The 14,994-nt window shown below is 73.4% G+C and carries 17 protein-coding genes; 6 read left to right on the forward strand and 11 right to left on the reverse strand.

The window, feature by feature from the left end; translation table 11 throughout:
• The first annotated feature begins 22 nt into the window (after positions 1 to 22).
• Positions 23 to 400: a PPOX class F420-dependent oxidoreductase gene (locus tag Actkin_RS23230; RefSeq protein ID WP_258904252.1), complete on the forward strand. Its 378-nt coding sequence runs from the start codon at positions 23 to 25 to the stop codon at positions 398 to 400.
• Here the strand turns inward: Actkin_RS23230 and priA are convergent.
• Both priA and hisH read right to left on the reverse strand, forming a co-directional pair.
• Entirely contained in the window at positions 397 to 1,128 is a 732-nt protein-coding gene (priA, locus tag Actkin_RS23235) for a bifunctional 1-(5-phosphoribosyl)-5-((5-phosphoribosylamino)methylideneamino)imidazole-4-carboxamide isomerase/phosphoribosylanthranilate isomerase PriA (RefSeq protein ID WP_258904253.1), read from the reverse strand. The genes Actkin_RS23230 and priA overlap by 4 nt on opposite strands.
• Before the next feature lie 67 nt (positions 1,129 to 1,195).
• Entirely contained in the window at positions 1,196 to 1,825 is a 630-nt protein-coding gene (gene hisH, locus Actkin_RS23240) for an imidazole glycerol phosphate synthase subunit HisH (protein ID WP_189211529.1), read from the reverse strand.
• Positions 1,826 to 1,925: 100 nt separating this feature from the next.
• On the opposite strand from hisH, the gene Actkin_RS23245 reads away from it, so the two are divergent.
• From Actkin_RS23245 to Actkin_RS23255, 3 genes are all read left to right on the forward strand, one after another.
• Positions 1,926 to 2,144: a hypothetical protein gene (locus Actkin_RS23245; protein WP_258904254.1), complete on the forward strand. Its 219-nt coding sequence runs from the start codon at positions 1,926 to 1,928 to the stop codon at positions 2,142 to 2,144.
• Between the two features lie 103 nt (positions 2,145 to 2,247).
• Complete coding sequence (locus Actkin_RS23250; RefSeq protein WP_258904255.1) at positions 2,248 to 4,506, forward strand: NHL repeat-containing protein; 2,259 nt, start codon at positions 2,248 to 2,250, stop codon at positions 4,504 to 4,506.
• A 70-nt stretch (positions 4,507 to 4,576) separates the two neighbouring features.
• On the forward strand, positions 4,577 to 5,095 hold the full coding sequence (locus tag Actkin_RS23255) for an RNA 2'-phosphotransferase (RefSeq protein WP_258904256.1): 519 nt from the start codon (positions 4,577 to 4,579) through the stop codon (positions 5,093 to 5,095).
• On the opposite strand, the gene Actkin_RS23260 is transcribed toward Actkin_RS23255, so the two are convergent.
• Positions 5,089 to 5,658 (reverse strand): hypothetical protein, encoded by a 570-nt coding sequence (locus Actkin_RS23260; protein ID WP_258904257.1) that lies wholly within the window; start codon positions 5,656 to 5,658, stop codon positions 5,089 to 5,091. The genes Actkin_RS23255 and Actkin_RS23260 overlap by 7 nt on opposite strands.
• A gap of 133 nt (positions 5,659 to 5,791) precedes the next feature.
• On the opposite strand from Actkin_RS23260, the gene soxR reads away from it, so the two are divergent.
• Positions 5,792 to 6,259: a redox-sensitive transcriptional activator SoxR gene (gene soxR, locus Actkin_RS23265; protein ID WP_189211534.1), complete on the forward strand. Its 468-nt coding sequence runs from the start codon at positions 5,792 to 5,794 to the stop codon at positions 6,257 to 6,259.
• Between the two features lie 5 nt (positions 6,260 to 6,264).
• Here the strand turns inward: soxR and Actkin_RS23270 are convergent, their stop codons facing one another.
• From Actkin_RS23270 to Actkin_RS23300, 7 genes are all read right to left on the reverse strand, one after another.
• Complete coding sequence (locus tag Actkin_RS23270) at positions 6,265 to 6,702, reverse strand: DUF7878 domain-containing protein (RefSeq protein ID WP_258904258.1); 438 nt, start codon at positions 6,700 to 6,702, stop codon at positions 6,265 to 6,267.
• Positions 6,703 to 6,810: 108 nt separating this feature from the next.
• The gene (locus tag Actkin_RS23275) at positions 6,811 to 6,969 is read right to left on the reverse strand and encodes a CG2302 family histidine operon protein (protein ID WP_189211536.1); all 159 of its coding nucleotides are present in this window, start codon (positions 6,967 to 6,969) and stop codon (positions 6,811 to 6,813) included.
• On the reverse strand, positions 6,969 to 7,571 hold the full coding sequence (gene hisB, locus Actkin_RS23280; RefSeq protein ID WP_189211537.1) for an imidazoleglycerol-phosphate dehydratase HisB: 603 nt from the start codon (positions 7,569 to 7,571) through the stop codon (positions 6,969 to 6,971). The genes Actkin_RS23275 and hisB overlap by 1 nt, the downstream gene beginning before the upstream one ends.
• Positions 7,568 to 8,671: a histidinol-phosphate transaminase gene (locus Actkin_RS23285; protein WP_189211538.1), complete on the reverse strand. Its 1,104-nt coding sequence runs from the start codon at positions 8,669 to 8,671 to the stop codon at positions 7,568 to 7,570. The genes hisB and Actkin_RS23285 overlap by 4 nt, the downstream gene beginning before the upstream one ends.
• The gene (gene hisD, locus Actkin_RS23290; RefSeq protein ID WP_258904259.1) at positions 8,668 to 9,990 is read right to left on the reverse strand and encodes a histidinol dehydrogenase; all 1,323 of its coding nucleotides are present in this window, start codon (positions 9,988 to 9,990) and stop codon (positions 8,668 to 8,670) included. The genes Actkin_RS23285 and hisD overlap by 4 nt, the downstream gene beginning before the upstream one ends.
• A gap of 69 nt (positions 9,991 to 10,059) precedes the next feature.
• Positions 10,060 to 11,214, reverse strand: coding sequence for an aminotransferase class V-fold PLP-dependent enzyme (locus tag Actkin_RS23295; protein ID WP_258904260.1), 1,155 nt, complete (start codon positions 11,212 to 11,214; stop codon positions 10,060 to 10,062).
• Between the two features lie 15 nt (positions 11,215 to 11,229).
• Entirely contained in the window at positions 11,230 to 12,690 is a 1,461-nt protein-coding gene (locus Actkin_RS23300; RefSeq protein WP_258904261.1) for an ABC transporter substrate-binding protein, read from the reverse strand.
• 25 nt (positions 12,691 to 12,715) lie between these two features.
• On the opposite strand from Actkin_RS23300, the gene Actkin_RS23305 reads away from it, so the two are divergent.
• On the forward strand, positions 12,716 to 13,492 hold the full coding sequence (locus tag Actkin_RS23305) for a carbon-nitrogen hydrolase family protein (RefSeq protein WP_258904262.1): 777 nt from the start codon (positions 12,716 to 12,718) through the stop codon (positions 13,490 to 13,492).
• Between the two features lie 160 nt (positions 13,493 to 13,652).
• Here Actkin_RS23305 and Actkin_RS23310 read toward each other — a convergent pair whose 3' ends face one another.
• On the reverse strand, positions 13,653 to 14,933 hold the full coding sequence (locus Actkin_RS23310) for a cytochrome P450 (protein WP_258904263.1): 1,281 nt from the start codon (positions 14,931 to 14,933) through the stop codon (positions 13,653 to 13,655).
• Positions 14,934 to 14,994: the final 61 nt, after the last annotated feature.

Genomic DNA, 14,994 nt, shown 5'->3' on the forward strand with positions numbered 1-14,994 from the left:
CCGCGCCCCTACGGTGGACGCCATGACCCCACTCGCTCGCCTGGGCGCGGGCAAGTACGTGCTCGTCACCACCTACCGCCGCGACGGGCGCGCGGTGCCGACCCCGGTCTGGGTGGTGCGCGACGACGACGAGCTGCTGATCTGGACCGTGACCGACTCCGGCAAGGTCAAGCGCATCCGCAACAACCCGCGCGTCGAGCTCGCCGAGTGCGACTTCCGCGGGCGGCCGACGGGCGAGTCCGTGCCCGCGACCGCCCGCCTGCTCGACGCCGACGAGACCGAGCGCGCCCGCAGGCTGATGCGCCGCAAGTACGGCATCACCGGAACGCTGACGATCCTGGGCAGCAAGCTGCGCCGGGGTGCGCGCGGCACCATCGGCGTCGCGCTGACCCTGGACTAACGAACGGCGGCGAGCGCGTCCGGCAGGGTGAAGTTGCCGTTGTAGAGCGCCTTGCCGATGATCGCGCCCTCCACGCCGTCGCCGGACAGCTTCGCCAGCTCGCGCAGGTCGTCGATGCTCGACACCCCGCCCGAGGCGATCACCGGGGCGTCGGTGCGGGCGCAGACCTGGCGGAGCAGGTCGGTGTTCGGGCCGGTCAGGGTGCCGTCGCGGCTGACGTCGGTGACGACGTAGCGGCTGCAGCCCTGGGCGTCGAGGCGGGCCAGGATCTCCCACAGGTCGCCGCCGTCGGTGGTCCAGCCGCGGCCCGCCACCCGGATGCCCGCGTCGCCGATGCGCACGTCCAGGCCGACGGCGATCCGGTCGCCGTACCGGTCGATGGCGGCGGCGCACCAGTCGGGGTTCTCGATCGCGGCGGTGCCCAGGTTGACCCGGGCGCAGCCGGTGGCGAGCGCGGCGGCGAGGGTGTCGTCGTCGCGCAGGCCGCCGGAGAGCTCCACATCGATGTCGAGCCTGCCGACGACCTCGGCGATCAGCTCGCGGTTGTGGCCCCGGCCGAAGGCGGCGTCGAGGTCGACGAGATGCAGCCACCGCGCGCCGTCGGCCTGCCACGCGGCGGCCGCGTCCCAGGGGGTGCCGTACTCGGTCTCGGTGCCCGCCTCGCCCTGGGTGAGGCGGACGGCCTTGCCGTCGACCACGTCGACGGCGGGCAGCAGCTCAAACGTCACGGGGTCACACTATGGCACGCCCGCCCAGGGCTCCCGCAGTGCGGAACACCCCGCTGGAACACCCCGCCTAGGCCACCGAGACCAGCCAGTTGCGCAGGAGCTGCGCCCCGGCGTCGCCGGACTTCTCCGGGTGGAACTGGGTGGCCGACAGCGGCCCGTTCTCGGCGGCGGCGACGAACTGCCCGCCGTGGTCGGCCCAGGTCACCAGGGGCGCGATCATCGGCGGCTCCGGGTTGAGCTCCCAGGTGCGCGCGGCGTAGGAGTGCACGAAGTAGAAGCGGGCGTCGTCCAGGCCGTCGAACAGCACGGACTTCTCCGGCGCGCGGACGGTGTTCCAGCCCATGTGCGGCACGATCTCGGCGTCGAGCCGCTCGACCGTGCCGGGCCACTGCCCGCAGCCCTCGGTCTCCACGCCGTGCTCGATGCCGCGCTCGAACAGGATCTGCATGCCCACGCAGATGCCCAGCACGGGACGGCTGCCCGCCAGCCTGCGGCCGATGATCCGCTCGCCGCGCACGCTCCTGAGCCCGGCCATGCAGGCCGCGAACGCGCCCACGCCGGGGACGACCAGGGCGTCGCACTCGACGGCGGCATGGAAGTCGGCGGTCACCTCGACGTCGGCGCCGACGCGGCGGAGCGCGCGTTCGGCCGAGCGGAGGTTGCCGGAGCCATAGTCGAGTACGACGACACGTGTCACCCCACCAGCCTAGCCGGCTTCCGTCGTGATGGAACCGTGACCTTCGGCGCGATTCGCTCGTCACCCGACCGGGTACAAGAGCCAGCGGGTGGTGGTGGCGATGCGCGATCGGTTCACGCGGTGGGGACTGGCCTCTGTGCTGGTCGTCGCCGCGCTGCTGGACGGCTATCTCGCGGTCAGCGAGAACGTGCTGTGGCCGGTCGCGCTCGCCCTGCTGTGGGTGGGTCTCGCCGCGGCGCTGCTGACGGCGCGGGCCCCGGAGCCCGCCGCGTTCCCCCAGGCGCGGCGGGCCCCGGAACCCCGGCCCGTCGAGGTCTGAGCCATCCGGGCGATCCTGACACTTCCGAGTAACACCGCCTACACGCACCGCGACGCTCCACGCGGGCGCCCTCCTTTCCATCCGCAAGCGGAAGGACGGCAAAATGCGTGTGCGGAAACATCGAAGACGCGGTATCGCGGCGTTGGCGTGCACGGCGATGGCGCTCCCGCTGATCGCCATCCCGGCGGCCGCGGCGCCCGTGCCCGGCACGGACGTGCTCTACACCCTCGATGAGGACTTCGACCAGGGTGTCCTGCAGGACGTCAACCACGACGCCCCCAACAACGACCAGCTCCAGCTCGACCGGACCACCACCTTCTTCCCGTACGTCAACGTCGCCGCCTCCGCGCGCGGCACGATGGTCCGCATCGACGTCGACACCGGCGAGATCGTCGGCGAGTGGCTCTCCGCGCCCGACGGCCGGGGCCGCAACCCCTCCCGGACCACAGTGGACAGACTGGGCAACACCTGGCTGTCCAACCGCAACGAGGCCGAGGGCGGCCGCGGCTCGGTGACCCGCGTCGGCGTCATCGTCGGCGGCACCCGCGTGGACGGCGCCGGGACGCCCGACCCGAACGGCGACTACCTCGCCGGGCCCTTCTCCTACAACACCTGCGTCGACCGCGACCTCGACGGCCTGATCGCCACCAGCCGCGGCCTCGGCGACATCCGGCCGTGGACCAACGCGGGCGGGGTGGACAACGACGGCGGCGTCGAGACCGCCGCTGACGAATGCCTCATCAACTACACGCGCGTGGCGGGGAACAACACGCGCACCGTCGCGGTCGACGCGCAGAACGACCTGTGGACTGGCGGGTCGGACACGCAGCACGAGAAGCTCGACGGCGAGACCGGGGACGTCATCCCCGGCACCCTGTTCTCCCTGGGCTGCGGCGGCTACGGCGGCCTGATCGACCCGGCTGGCACCCTGTGGTCGGCGCGCTACGGCGCCAACCTGCTGCGGTACGAGACCGGCACCGGCACGGGCGCGTGCCTCGACACCTCGCACGGCGACTACGGCCTCGGCCTCGACCCGAACACCGGCGAGATCTGGCACACCAACGTGGCGGGCAACCGCGTCGCGAAGCTCGCGCCGGACGGCACCGTCCTCGGCGCGTTCCAGCACGGCTTCTCCGGCGCCCAGGGCGTGGCCGTCGACGGCGACGGCAACGTGTGGGTCGCGCACTCGCTCAACGGCGGCACCACCGTCGGGCACCTGCGCACCGACGGCACCTTCGTGGGCAACGTGGCGCTGCCCGGCGGCAGCGGGCCGACCGGCGTGGCGGTGGACAGCAACGGCAAGGTGTGGGTCACCAACATCTACACCGACAACGCCCAGCGCATCGACCCGGCTGCGGGCCCGATCGGCGGCGGCGGCTTCCCGGTCGGGGCGGTGGACCTCACGGTCGACCTGGGCGCGGGCGCGGGGCCGTACAACTACTCGGACATGACCGGCTCGGTCCTCGGCGAGGTCACCGCGCCGGTCGGCACCTGGTCGGTGGTGCAGGACGGCGGGTACGCGAACCAGCTGTGGGGCACCGTCACCTGGAACACCGAGCCGCAGGGCAGCGTGCCCCCGGGCACGTCGATCACCGTCGAGGTCCGCACGGCGAACAGCGAGGCCGACCTGGCCGCGCAGCCGTTCACCGCGGTCGGCAACGACGTCCAGTTCACCGCGACCGGCCGCTACATCGAGGTCCGGGCGACCCTGCGGGCGAACTCCGCGGGCGACAGCCCGGTGCTGTCGGACCTGCGGATCCGCACGCGCGAGCGCTCGGGCGTGTTCTCCTGCCAGGCGACGGCGCTCAACCTGGCCGGGATCATCGTCGCGCGGGCGAACCCGCCGGACGTGCCGTGCGTCGACGACCACGAGCAGGTGGCCAACGTGAACCTGAACGCGGGCATCCTCAACGTCCGGGCGAACGCGCTGACCGCCACGACGACGCAGACCCCGGACGACCCGCTGGTCCCGCCCGCCGTGGGCGACGCGTCTACCGGGTTCGCCAGGGTCGAGTACACCCGGATCGCCTCGCTGCTGGTGACCATCGAGGTCGGCGTCATCGAGGCCCGGGCGGCGGCGACCTGTGTGGACGGACCGGACGGGCTGCGGCCGGAGTTCACCGGCTCCTCGCAGATCGCCAGCCTGAAGATCAACGGCGTCGCGGTGACCGTGGGCAGCGCGCCGCTGACCATCCCGCTGGTGATCGGCACGCTGAGCCTGAACAGCCAGACGGTCTCCGGCGGCACGATCACCCAGCGCGCCCTGGCCCTCGACACCCTGCTGACCGACGTCGTGGTCGGCGAGGCGAAGGCCAACGTGGAGGGGAAGCCGGAGACGCCGTCCGGCAACCCGTGTAGGTAGCGCGGTGGCGGGGGCGGGCCCGGTCCGCCCCCGCTATTCGCTTGCCCCGGGATGCTCTACTGGGGTCGCTATGGACGAGAAGACCATGATCCGGCACTCCAAGCGGCTGTCGGGACTGCTGCGCCACGATCCCCGAGGGCTCACCATGGACGGCGCGGGCTGGGTGCCGGTCGCCGAGGTCCTCGCGGCGCTGCGGCTGTCCCGGGCGGAGCTGGACGAGGTCGTGGCCCGCAACAACAAGTCGCGCTTCGCGTACGACCCGAGCGGCGCACTGATCCGGGCCAGCCAGGGCCACTCGCTGCCGGTCGACCTCGGGCTCACCCCGGCGGTCCCGCCGGACGTGCTCTACCACGGCACGGTGGCGTCGTCCCTGGACGCGATCAGGGCCGACGGACTGCGGCCGATGGGCCGCACCCACGTCCACCTGTCCCCGGACGTGGAAACGGCCACCCGCGTCGGCGCCCGCCACGGCCGTCCGGTGGTCCTGACGGTCGCGGCGGGCTCGATGCACGCGGATGGCCTACCGCTGTACGTGAGCGAGAACGGGGTCTGGCTCGCCGACCACGTCCCGCCCGCCTACCTTCAGTAGCGCGGCTGCTTCCGGGACGCGAGCCACTGCGCGCCGGAGCCGCCGAGCGCCATCGCCAGGCCGATCGCGGGCATGATCGCGAAGAACAGCGGGAAGATCGTCGCCAGCGCCTTCATGTCCTCGACGAACTCGAAGCCCCCGTCGTCCACGGCGAGGATGCTGATCAGGTAGTACAGGCAGATCGCCAGCTCCAGCCCGGCCCCGATGAGGTACGGGGTGCGGGTGACGCCGCCCGCGAGCTTCACGCCGCCGAGGATCAGCAGCACGCAGCCCGCGAACTGGGCGAGGACGACGAGCACGCCGAGCACGACGCCCCCGTCGGCGTCGGAGGCCGCGCCGAGGCCCGCGATCAGGATGATCGAGGTGATCAGCGTGATACCGGCCTGCACGTAGCCGAGCACGGCGGCCGTCATGATCGTCCCCGGCCGGGCGGACGGGGCGTGCTCGGGCGGCGCGGCGGGCATCGAGCCGTAGGGCGGCACGCCGCCTGGTGGCGTCGTCGGGTAGCCCGGGGCCTGCGGATACTGCTGGTCGCCGGGCTGTTGGCCGTACGGCTGGGTCATGGAACTCTCCTCATCCCCACGTCAGGTGGGCCAGATACTGGCACAATCGCCGTGATCGCCTCAGCGGTTACGCGGAATCGGAAACCCGCGATCTACTTCGACCAAAGTCGAACCTTCGCCTAGCCTGGGCCGCGTGTCACCGACTCTGCCCGAGCAGCTCACCATCGGCGAGGTAGCCGACCGCAGCGGCATCCCGCACACGGCCCTGCGGTTCTACGAGGAGCGCGGCCTCATCACCGCCCACCGCAGCGCGGGCAACCAGCGCCGCTACCCCCGCGCCGTCCTCCGCCGCCTCGCCTTCATCCGCACCGCCCAACGCGTCGGCCTCTCCCTCGAGGAGATCCGCGACGCCCTCGCCACCCTCCCCGACGGCCGCACCCCGACGAAGGCCGACTGGGCCCGCCTGTCGAAGTCCTGGCAGGCCGAGATCGACACCCGCATCGACGCCCTCCAACGCCTCCGCGACAACCTCACCGACTGCATCGGCTGCGGCTGCCTGTCGCTGAAGTCGTGCACGCTGATCAACACGGAGGACCGCCTGGCGGCATATGGCCCGGGCGCGCCCCGGCTGAAGGCCTCGTCGGAGGGCGGGATCGGCTAACCAGCTCAGCGCACCGTCTCAGCCGCGACGAGTGCGGGATCCAGCCGCAGTGCCGGGAGGTCCGCCCGCAGCCGCTCGGCGAACTCGGAAACGGCCGCCGCCATCTCCGCCGCGGTCACCCGATACCCGGACCGATCCGGGTGGAAGACCGAGCTGAACAGCCACTGCCCGCCGTCCACCGGGTCGAATCGGATCACGCCCGGCTCGGAGAACGACGAACCCACCATCGTGTCGTCCAAGGTGAACGGCCCCCGCTCCGCTCCGTCCTGCCACCAGGCGAGCAGATGGCAGGCCAACTCCAGGACGGGGAAATCGCTCTCGGAGTACAGCACCTCCCCCGCGTCGTCCAGGAGCCGCACGTCGGCCTCCACGTTCACCAGGTACTCGAGAACGGTCGCCCCTCGCAGGTCGTCCGCGTTGAGGTTCTCGTACTCGAACCTCATGTCGACATCACCTTCCGATGCGGATCCGGTGGGGGTGAAGAGCCAAACCGTCGTTGGAGACCAGTTAGCCCTCGAACGGGCGAACTGGCGCGCTGCCTCCCGCCGCTCTCACAGGGAGAGGTACCAGGCCACCGCGCCGCCCGCCGCCAACAGGGCCAGTACGCCCAGGACGACCGCTGCCGCCTTCGTCGTCTTCCACATCGTGTACGCGCCGCCGACCAGGATGCCTGCGAGGGCTACCAGGCCGATGCTGACCAGGGCGGACATCAGAGGACGCCCTTGGTCGACGGGATGCCGCCGATGCGGGGGTCGGGTTCGGCGGCGGCGCGGAGGGCCCTGGCGAAGGCCTTGTACTCCGCTTCCGTGATGTGGTGCGGGTCGCGGCCGTGGAGGACGCGGAGGTGGAGGGCGATCTGGGCGTGGAAGGCGATGGACTCGAAGACGTGTCGGTTGAGGACTGTCGGGTAGTTGCCGCCGACGGTGAAGCCGATCATCACGTCCGGCTCTCCGGTGTGGACGCAGTACGGGCGGCCCGAGACGTCCACCGCGGCGTGGGCCAGGGTCTCGTCCATCGGGATCCAGGCGTCGCCGAAGCGGCGGATGCCCGTCTTGTCGCCCAGCGCCGCGCGGAGGGCCTGGCCCAGGACGATGGCGACGTCCTCGACGGTGTGGTGGGCGTCGATGTGGGTGTCGCCGGTCGCCTGGACGGTGAGGTCGAAGGCGCCGTGCGCGCCGAAGGCGGTGAGCATGTGGTCGTAGAACGGGACGCCGGTGGCGATCTCGACCTTGCCGGAGCCGTCGAGGTCGATCTCGACGACGACGGAGGACTCCTTGGTCGCCCGCTCCACCCTGGCCGTGCGGTTGGTCATGGGATGATCTCCTTGCTGGCGGCCAGGAACGCGTCGTTCTCGGCCGGGGTGCCGATGGTGACGCGCAGGTGGCCGTCGATGCCGACGTCGCGGACCAGCACGCCAGCGTCCAAATAGGACTGCCAGGCGGCCGCCCGGTCCGCGAACGGTCCGAACAGGATGAAGTTGGCGTCGCTGGGCACCACGGACGCGCCCAGCCCGGACAGCGCCGCGGCGACCCGGTCGCGCTCCGACGACAGCAGCCGCACCGACGCCAGGGTCTCCTTCGCGTGCCGCAGGGCAGCCCGCGCGCCCGCCTGGGTCAGCGACGACAGGTGGTACGGCAGGCGCACCAGCAGCAGCGCGTCCACCACGGCCGGGGCCGCGGCGAGGTAGCCGAGCCGACCGCCCGCGAACGCGAACGCCTTGCTCATCGTCCGGCTGACGATCACCCGCGCGGGGAACTCGTCGATGAGCCGCACGGCGCTCTCCCGCGAGGAGAACTCCGCGTACGCCTCGTCGACCACCACCACGCCCGGCGCGGCCGCGATCAGCGCACGCAGGTCCGACAGCGGGATCGACTGCCCGGTCGGGTTGTTCGGGCTGGTCACGAACACCACGTCGGGCGCGCGCTCGGCGATCGCCTCGGCCGCGGCGGCGGCGTCGAGGGAGAAGTCCGCGCGCCGGGGCGCGGGGACCCACTCGGTGCGCGTGCCGGAGGCGATGATCGGGTGCATCGAGTACGACGGCTCGAACCCCATCGCCGTGCGGCCGGGACCGCCGAAGGCCTGCAGGATCTGCTGCAGGATCTCGTTGGACCCGTTGGCCGCCCACAGGTTCGCCACCGACAGCCGCACGCCGGTCGCGTCGGACAGGTACTCGGCGAGGTCGGTGCGCAGCGCGACGGCGTCGCGGTCGGGGTAGCGGTTCAGCGTCCCGGCGATCTCCCCGACGGCCGCGACGATCTCGGCGACCAGGCCGGGCGGCGGCGGGAACGGGTTCTCGTTCGTGTTGAGCCGCACGGGCACGTCCAGCTGCGGCGCCCCGTACGGGCTGCGGCCGCGCAGGTCTTCGCGCAGCGGCAGGTCGTCCAGCCGGACCCCGGCCCCCGGGGCGCTCACGAGCGGTCCTCGAAGCGGGCGGTGACGGCCTCGCCGTGCGCGGGCAGGTCCTCTGCGGTGGCCAGCGCGACGACGTGCCCGGCGACGGCGCGCAGCGCGTCCTCGGTGTACTCCACGACGTGGATGCCGCGCAGGAACGTCTGCACCGACAGCCCGGAGGAGTGCCGCGCGCAGCCGCCGGTCGGCAGCACGTGGTTGGACCCGGCGCAGTAGTCGCCCAGCGACACCGGCGACCACGGTCCGACGAAGACCGCGCCGGCGTTGCGCACCCTGGCGGCCACCGCCGCAGCGTCGGCGGTCTGGATCTCCAGGTGCTCGGCGGCGTAGGCGTCCACCACCCGGAGCCCGTCGTCCACAGAGGACACGAGCACGCAGCCCGACTGCGGGCCCGACAGCGCGGTCGCGATGCGCTCGCTGTGCTTGGTCGCCTTGACCCGCACGGCCAGCTCGGCGTCGACGGCGTCGGCCAGCTCGACGGAGTCGGTGACGAGCACGCTCGCCGCCAGCGGGTCGTGCTCGGCCTGGCTGATCAGGTCGGTGGCCACGTGCGCCGGGTCGGCGCCCGCGTCGGCGAGCACCGCGATCTCGGTCGGCCCGGCCTCTGAGTCGATCCCGATCAGCCCGCGCAGCAGGCGCTTGGCCGCGGTCACGTAGATGTTGCCCGGCCCGGTGACCATGTCGACCGGGTCCAGCGCGGCGCCGTCGGTGTCCGTGCCGCCGTAGGCGAGCAGCGCGACGCCGTGCGCCCCGCCGACCGCCCACACCTCGGTGACGCCCAGCAGCGCGGCGGCGGCCATGATCGCCGGGTGCGGCAGGCCGCCGAACTCCGCCTGCGCGGGCGAGCACACGACCAGCGACTCGACGCCCGCGGTCTGCGCGGGCACGACGTTCATGACCACGCTGGACGGGTACACCGCCAGCCCGCCGGGCACGTACAGCCCGACCCTGGCCACCGGCACCCACTTCTCCGTCACGGTCCCGCCGGGCACGACCCGGGTCGTGGTGTCGGTGCGCCGCTGGTCGGCGTGCACGCGGCGGGCGCGCTCGATCGACTCCTCCAGCGCCGCCCGCACTGCCGGGTCCAGCTCGGCCAGCGCCCGGTCCAGCTCGGCGGCGGGCACCCGCACGGCGGCCGGGCGCACGCCGTCGAACCGCTCGGTGTACTCCAGCGCCGCGGCGGCCCCGCGCTCGCGCACCGCGTCGACGATCGGCCGCACGTGATGCAGCACGGCGTCCACGTCGACCTGGGCCCGGGGCAGCGTCGTGCGCAGCTCGGCGGGCGTGGGGACGGCGGAGCGCAAGTCGATTCGGGTGAGCATGGTGTCCTTTCAGCCAGGCCCCCAGCGTAGTGCGCGCCGCCCGCGCGCCTGCGGACCGGTAGGCGCAGCTCACACCGTCCCGACCAGCTCCACCGCCCGATCGATCTGCTCGTCGCTGACGAAGTAGTGCGGCGAGGCGCGGACCATGCTCTCCAGCCCGCGCCGGGTCATGTCGAACCGGGTGGAGGAGCGCCTGCTCACCGTGACCGTCACGCCCGCCTGCCGCAGCCGGTCGCGCAGCTCGTCGGCGGGAGTGCCCGCCTTGCTGAACGTGACGATGCCGCAGCGGTGTTTGCCCAGGTCGTGGACGGTGACGCCGGGCAGTTCGGCGAGCCCGGCCCGCAGCCGCTCTGCGCGGGCGGCCACCTCGGCGGCGACCACGTCGACGCCGAGGTCCAGCAGGTAGCGGGCGGCGGCGTAGAGGCCGAGCCGGTTCGCGACCGAGTTCTCCCACAGCTCGAAGACGCGGGCGTCCTCGCGGAGCTTGATCTGGTCGGTGTCGGTCCACTCGCCGCCGTGCAGGTCGGGCAGCCGGGGCCGCAGCCGGTCGCGGGCGGCGGCGCGCACCACGAGGAACCCGGTCCCGCGCGGGCCGCGCAGCCACTTGCGCCCGGCGCCGGTGATGACGTCGACCCCGGTCTCGGCCGCCGACACCGGCACCTGGCCGACCGACTGGCAGGCGTCGAGGAACACCAGCGCCCCGACCTCGTGCGCGGCGGCCACGACCTCGCGGACGGGGTTCACCAGGCCGCCGTTGGTGGGCACGTGCACCAGGGAGACCAGCTTGACCCGCTCGTCGAGCATCCCGCGCAGCGCGTCGACGTCGACCTCGCCGTCGGGCGTCGACGGCACGACCTCGATGCGCGCGCCCGCGTTGAGCAGCGGGATCGCGGTGCCGCCGTACTCGACCTCGGTGACCAGCACGCGGTCGTCGGGCCCGAGGTCGAGCCCGGCGAAGGCGGTCAGCCAGGACCGGGTGGCGCCGTCGGTGAAGGCGACCTCGTCGGGCTCGCAGCCCAGCAGCTCGGCGAACAGCGGGTAGCCCTGGTCGAGGTCGGCGTCGTCGCCCGCGCGGTAGCCGCCGATCTCGGCCTCCCTGCGCAGGTGTCCGATGACGGCGTCCAGCACCGGCCGAGGCGGCAGCGAGGAGCCCGCGCTGTCGAGGAAGACCTGGTCGAGGCAGCCGGGGGTGTCGGCGCGGACGGCGGCGAGATCGAAGACCATGCCGTCAGCCAACCATCAGCGCGGCGTCCAGTCAGCAAGGTTCCACCACGCGCCCCACGTGTGGTCGGTGACGGGGGCGTCGGTGACCGCCGCGTGGCCTGCCCACGCGTCGCGGTGCACGTAGGCGTGGTTGGCCTGGACGAGGACGACGGCGGCGGGGCTGGTCCGGTTGGCCCGCTGCGCGGCGTGCAGCGCGACGGCGGCCTGGACCGGGTCGGTGGCGGCGCGGGCCTGGTCCAGCGCGGCCGCGGTGGAGCCGCCCGCGGCGTAGAGCAGGCCGCGCAGGGCCGCCTCGGGGTCGACCGGGTTGCCGACGGCCCGGTACTGGGCGCCGTTCTCGCCCCCGGCGCGCGGGGTCACCTCGATGCCGATCTGGGCCGCGGCCTGGGCGAACGCGGTGACCAGCTGCTCGGCCTCCGCGTCGCCCTCCGGGTAGCCGACGACGAACGACGCGCGCACGCCCTTGCGCACACGGACACCGTCGTCGCCCGCGATCCAGTCGGCTGAGGTGAGCACGGTCGCCGCGGTCGCGGGCTCGAAGGCGAACGCGGCCGCTGGCTCGGCGAACTCGGCCTGCACGTCCGGCACCGGCAGCGAGGTCGGCACGCCGACGCCCGCGAGGACGGTGTCGAGCACGGCCTGCCGGTCGACGGCGAGGTTGAGGGCCAGCCGGACGGCGGGGTCGCCGGTCACCGCGTTGCCCGAGGGCAGGGTGATCGCGCGCAGGTCGGCGGCGCGGTGGGTGTGGGTGGTCATGCCGTCGGCCCCGTCGAACTCGGCGGCGAGGGCGGCGGGCAGCGGCGCGCCGTCGACCGTCCCGTCGCGCAGGCGCGCGGCGCGCTCGGCCGGGTCGGGCACGAACTCGACGGTGACCTCGGTGATGGCGGGCCGGTCGCCGAAGTAGCCGGGGTTGGCGGTCAGCACCAGGCGCTTGCCCGGGTCCCACAGGGAGACGCGGTAGGGGCCGGTGCCGACGGTGCGGTCGGTGCCCGCGGACTCGCTGGGCTCGATGCCGAGGGTGAGCACCGAGGGCAGGTCCGGGTACGGCCTGCTCAACGCGAACTGGACGGTGGTGGCGTTGACCGGCTTGACCCGCTCGATCATCCAGAACCGGCCCTCGCCGACGAGCGGCTGGTAGCTGGCGGCGACGTCGGTGGCGTCCAGGCCGGTGCCGTCGTGGAAGGAGACGTCGGTGCGCAGCCGGACGGTCCAGGTGAGCCCGTCGGCCGAGGGCACGGGCGGGGCGGCGGCCAGCGTCGGGCGCGCTCCGGTGGGGCTGAGCTCGACGAGGCCGTCGTAGATCTGGGCCGCGCCGTAGGGGGCGTACCCGGCCTGCGGGTCGAGCGTCTCGGGGGCCGTGCCGACGGCGATCACCAGCGACGTTCCGTCCGGGTCGCCGGACGCGGGGGGCGGCGGATCGCCCGTGCACGCCGCGAGCAGGAGGACGGCGAGCACAATTGACAGCCTGGAGAGCACGGGACCGAATCTATAGGGAGCGACTGTGCGCGTTGCGCTGTGCCAGATCAGCAGCGGCGATGACCCGGCGGCCAACCTGGCGCTGGTCCGGGACTGGACCGCCCGCGCGGCGGCGGGCGGGGCGGCCGTCGTGGTGTTCCCGGAGGCCACGCAGTGCCGGTTCGGGGTGCCGCTCGGCCCGGTCGCCGAGCCGGTCGACGGCCCGTGGGCGACGGCGGTGCGGGCGGTCGCCGACGAGCACGGCGTGGTCGTCGTGGCCGGGATGTTCACCCCGGACCCGTCGGGTCGGGTGCGCAACACCCTGCTGGTGACCGGCCGGGGCCAGCACTTCGGGTACGACAAGATCCACCTCTTCGACGCCTTCGGCTTCACCGAGTCGAAGACGGTCGCCCCCGGTACGGAGCCGATCACCTTCACCGTCGACGACGTCGTGTTCGGCTTGGCGACCTGCTACGACATCCGCTTCCCCGAACTGTTCCGCGCCCTCGCGGCGAAGGGCGCGACAGCCATGATCGTCGGCGCGTCGTGGGGGGCCGGTGAGGGGAAGCTGGAGCAGTGGGACCTGCTGTGCCGCGCCCGCGCCCTCGACTCGACGTCGTGGGTGCTGGCGTGCGGGCAGGCGTTCGCCGGGATCGAGGGCCCGGCGCCCACCGGCATCGGCCACAGCACGGTCGCCGGGCCGACCGGCGCGGTCGTGGCCCACGCGGGGGCGGACCCGGAACTGGTCGTGGTGGACATCGATCCGGGGGTGGTGGAGAGGGTGCGGGAGACCATTCCGGTCCTGGCCAACCGACGCCTGTAGCGCCGCACTCCGGAGTGCGGGCAACCAGCGCCGGTCAATCACGCGCAGCCGGGGGCGACTCAGCGCGAACCAGCGCCCCGCTCACGGGCGCCCGGCGTGCGGCAGGCCACCTCATGCACGCGCCGCTCAGTGCCGCGGCGGCCCCTGCCGGTCGGGCGGTTCAGCGGCGGGTCAGGATCACCCGGGCGCCTCGCTCCGGGACCAGGGTGATGTTGCGGGAGCGGGCGTCCTCGCGGGGGCCGCCGGGGGTGATGGTGTAGCGCGTCAGGACCTCGCGGAGGACGGCGGCCGCCTCCTGGAGCGAGAAGCCTGCGCCGATGCAGCGGCGGACGCCGCCGCCGAAGGGGATCCAGGTGCCGGATTCCGGGGAGGCGCCGATGAAGCGTTCCGGGCGGAAGTCGGCGGGGGTGTCGTGGTGGTCGGGGTCGGCCTGGACCAGGCCGATGCTGGGGGTGACGATCGTGCCCGCCGGGAGCAGCCGCCCGGCGACCTCGGTGGGCTCGGTCAGCTTGCGGGCGACGCTGTAGATCACCGGGCGCAGGCGCATGGCCTCCTTCGCCACGGCCTGCAGGTACTCGTCGTCCCCGTCGTCGGCGGCGCGCCGGGCCCGGGCCTGGACGTCCTCGTGGCGGGCGAGTTCGTGGAACGCCCAGGCCAGTGCGGTCGCGGTGGTCTCGTGGCCTGCGAGCAGCAGGGTCATCATGTCGTCGCGCAGCTGCGCGTCGGGGGTGTCGGGGTCCGCGGACAGCAGCCGCGACAGGACGTCCTCCCGGTCCGCCAACTCCTGGCCCCGCCGCTCGGCGATCTCGGCGTACAGCAGCGCGTCGGCGGCGGCGAGGTTGTCCTGCATGGTGCGCCACGGCGGCACGCGCTGCAGCCGGGGGTAGGTCCACCCGAAGATCTGGATCGGCCCGACGTCGGTGACCTTGGCGATCCGCGGGCGCAGCCGCGCGAGCCGCTCGCCGTCGGCCATCCCGAACACGACCCGCAGGATGATCTCCAGCGTCACCCGGTTCATCGGCCCGTGGATGCCGAACGCCCGCCCCACCGGCAGCCGCTCCGCCGCGTCGGCGGCCAGCCTGCCCATCATCTCGGAGTAGCCGCGCAGCGCTGCCCCGTTGAACGCGGGCATCAACCGCTTGCGGGAGCGCAGATGCGCGTCCTCGTCGAGGATCAGCAGCGAGTTCTCGCCCATGACGGGCGCGAGGATGTCGTTGCCCTCCCCCGCGTGGAACACCGTCGGCGCGCCCGCGAACACCGCGCGGATGTCCTCAGGCCGGGTCAGCACCACGACCGTCCGCCCCAGCGCGAGCCGCAGCGTGAACACGGGCCCGTACTTCGCCCGCCAGCGCGGCGCGACCCGGTGCCGGGACCGCATGAACAACGCGGTCTGCACGACGCGCGGCAGACGTGGACCCGCGGGCAACCCCAGCACACTCACCGGCCGACCTCCACGTCGCTTGGCTACTCCCGAGTTTATACGCGCGTGTAGATCAGCCGGT

The sequence above is a fragment of the Actinokineospora sp. UTMC 2448 genome (assembly GCF_024760565.1).
GTDB lineage: Bacteria > Actinomycetota > Actinomycetes > Mycobacteriales > Pseudonocardiaceae > Actinokineospora > Actinokineospora fastidiosa.

Bases quoted from the DNA above. Each gene is read 5' to 3' on its own strand.
- Actkin_RS23230 (WP_258904252.1), top strand. From the start codon at position 23: ATGACCCCACTCGCTCGCCTGGGCGCGGGCAAGTACGTGCTCGTCACC.
- Actkin_RS23245 (WP_258904254.1), top strand. From the start codon at position 1,926: ATGCGCGATCGGTTCACGCGGTGGGGACTGGCCTCTGTGCTGGTCGTC.
- Actkin_RS23250 (WP_258904255.1), top strand. From the start codon at position 2,248: ATGCGTGTGCGGAAACATCGAAGACGCGGTATCGCGGCGTTGGCGTGC.
- Actkin_RS23255 (WP_258904256.1), top strand. From the start codon at position 4,577: ATGGACGAGAAGACCATGATCCGGCACTCCAAGCGGCTGTCGGGACTG.
- Actkin_RS23260 (WP_258904257.1), bottom strand. From the start codon at position 5,658: ATGACCCAGCCGTACGGCCAACAGCCCGGCGACCAGCAGTATCCGCAG.
- Actkin_RS23270 (WP_258904258.1), bottom strand. From the start codon at position 6,702: ATGAGGTTCGAGTACGAGAACCTCAACGCGGACGACCTGCGAGGGGCG.
- Actkin_RS23275 (WP_189211536.1), bottom strand. From the start codon at position 6,969: ATGTCCGCCCTGGTCAGCATCGGCCTGGTAGCCCTCGCAGGCATCCTG.
- hisB (WP_189211537.1), bottom strand. From the start codon at position 7,571: ATGACCAACCGCACGGCCAGGGTGGAGCGGGCGACCAAGGAGTCCTCC.
- hisD (WP_258904259.1), bottom strand. From the start codon at position 9,990: ATGCTCACCCGAATCGACTTGCGCTCCGCCGTCCCCACGCCCGCCGAG.
- Actkin_RS23295 (WP_258904260.1), bottom strand. From the start codon at position 11,214: ATGGTCTTCGATCTCGCCGCCGTCCGCGCCGACACCCCCGGCTGCCTC.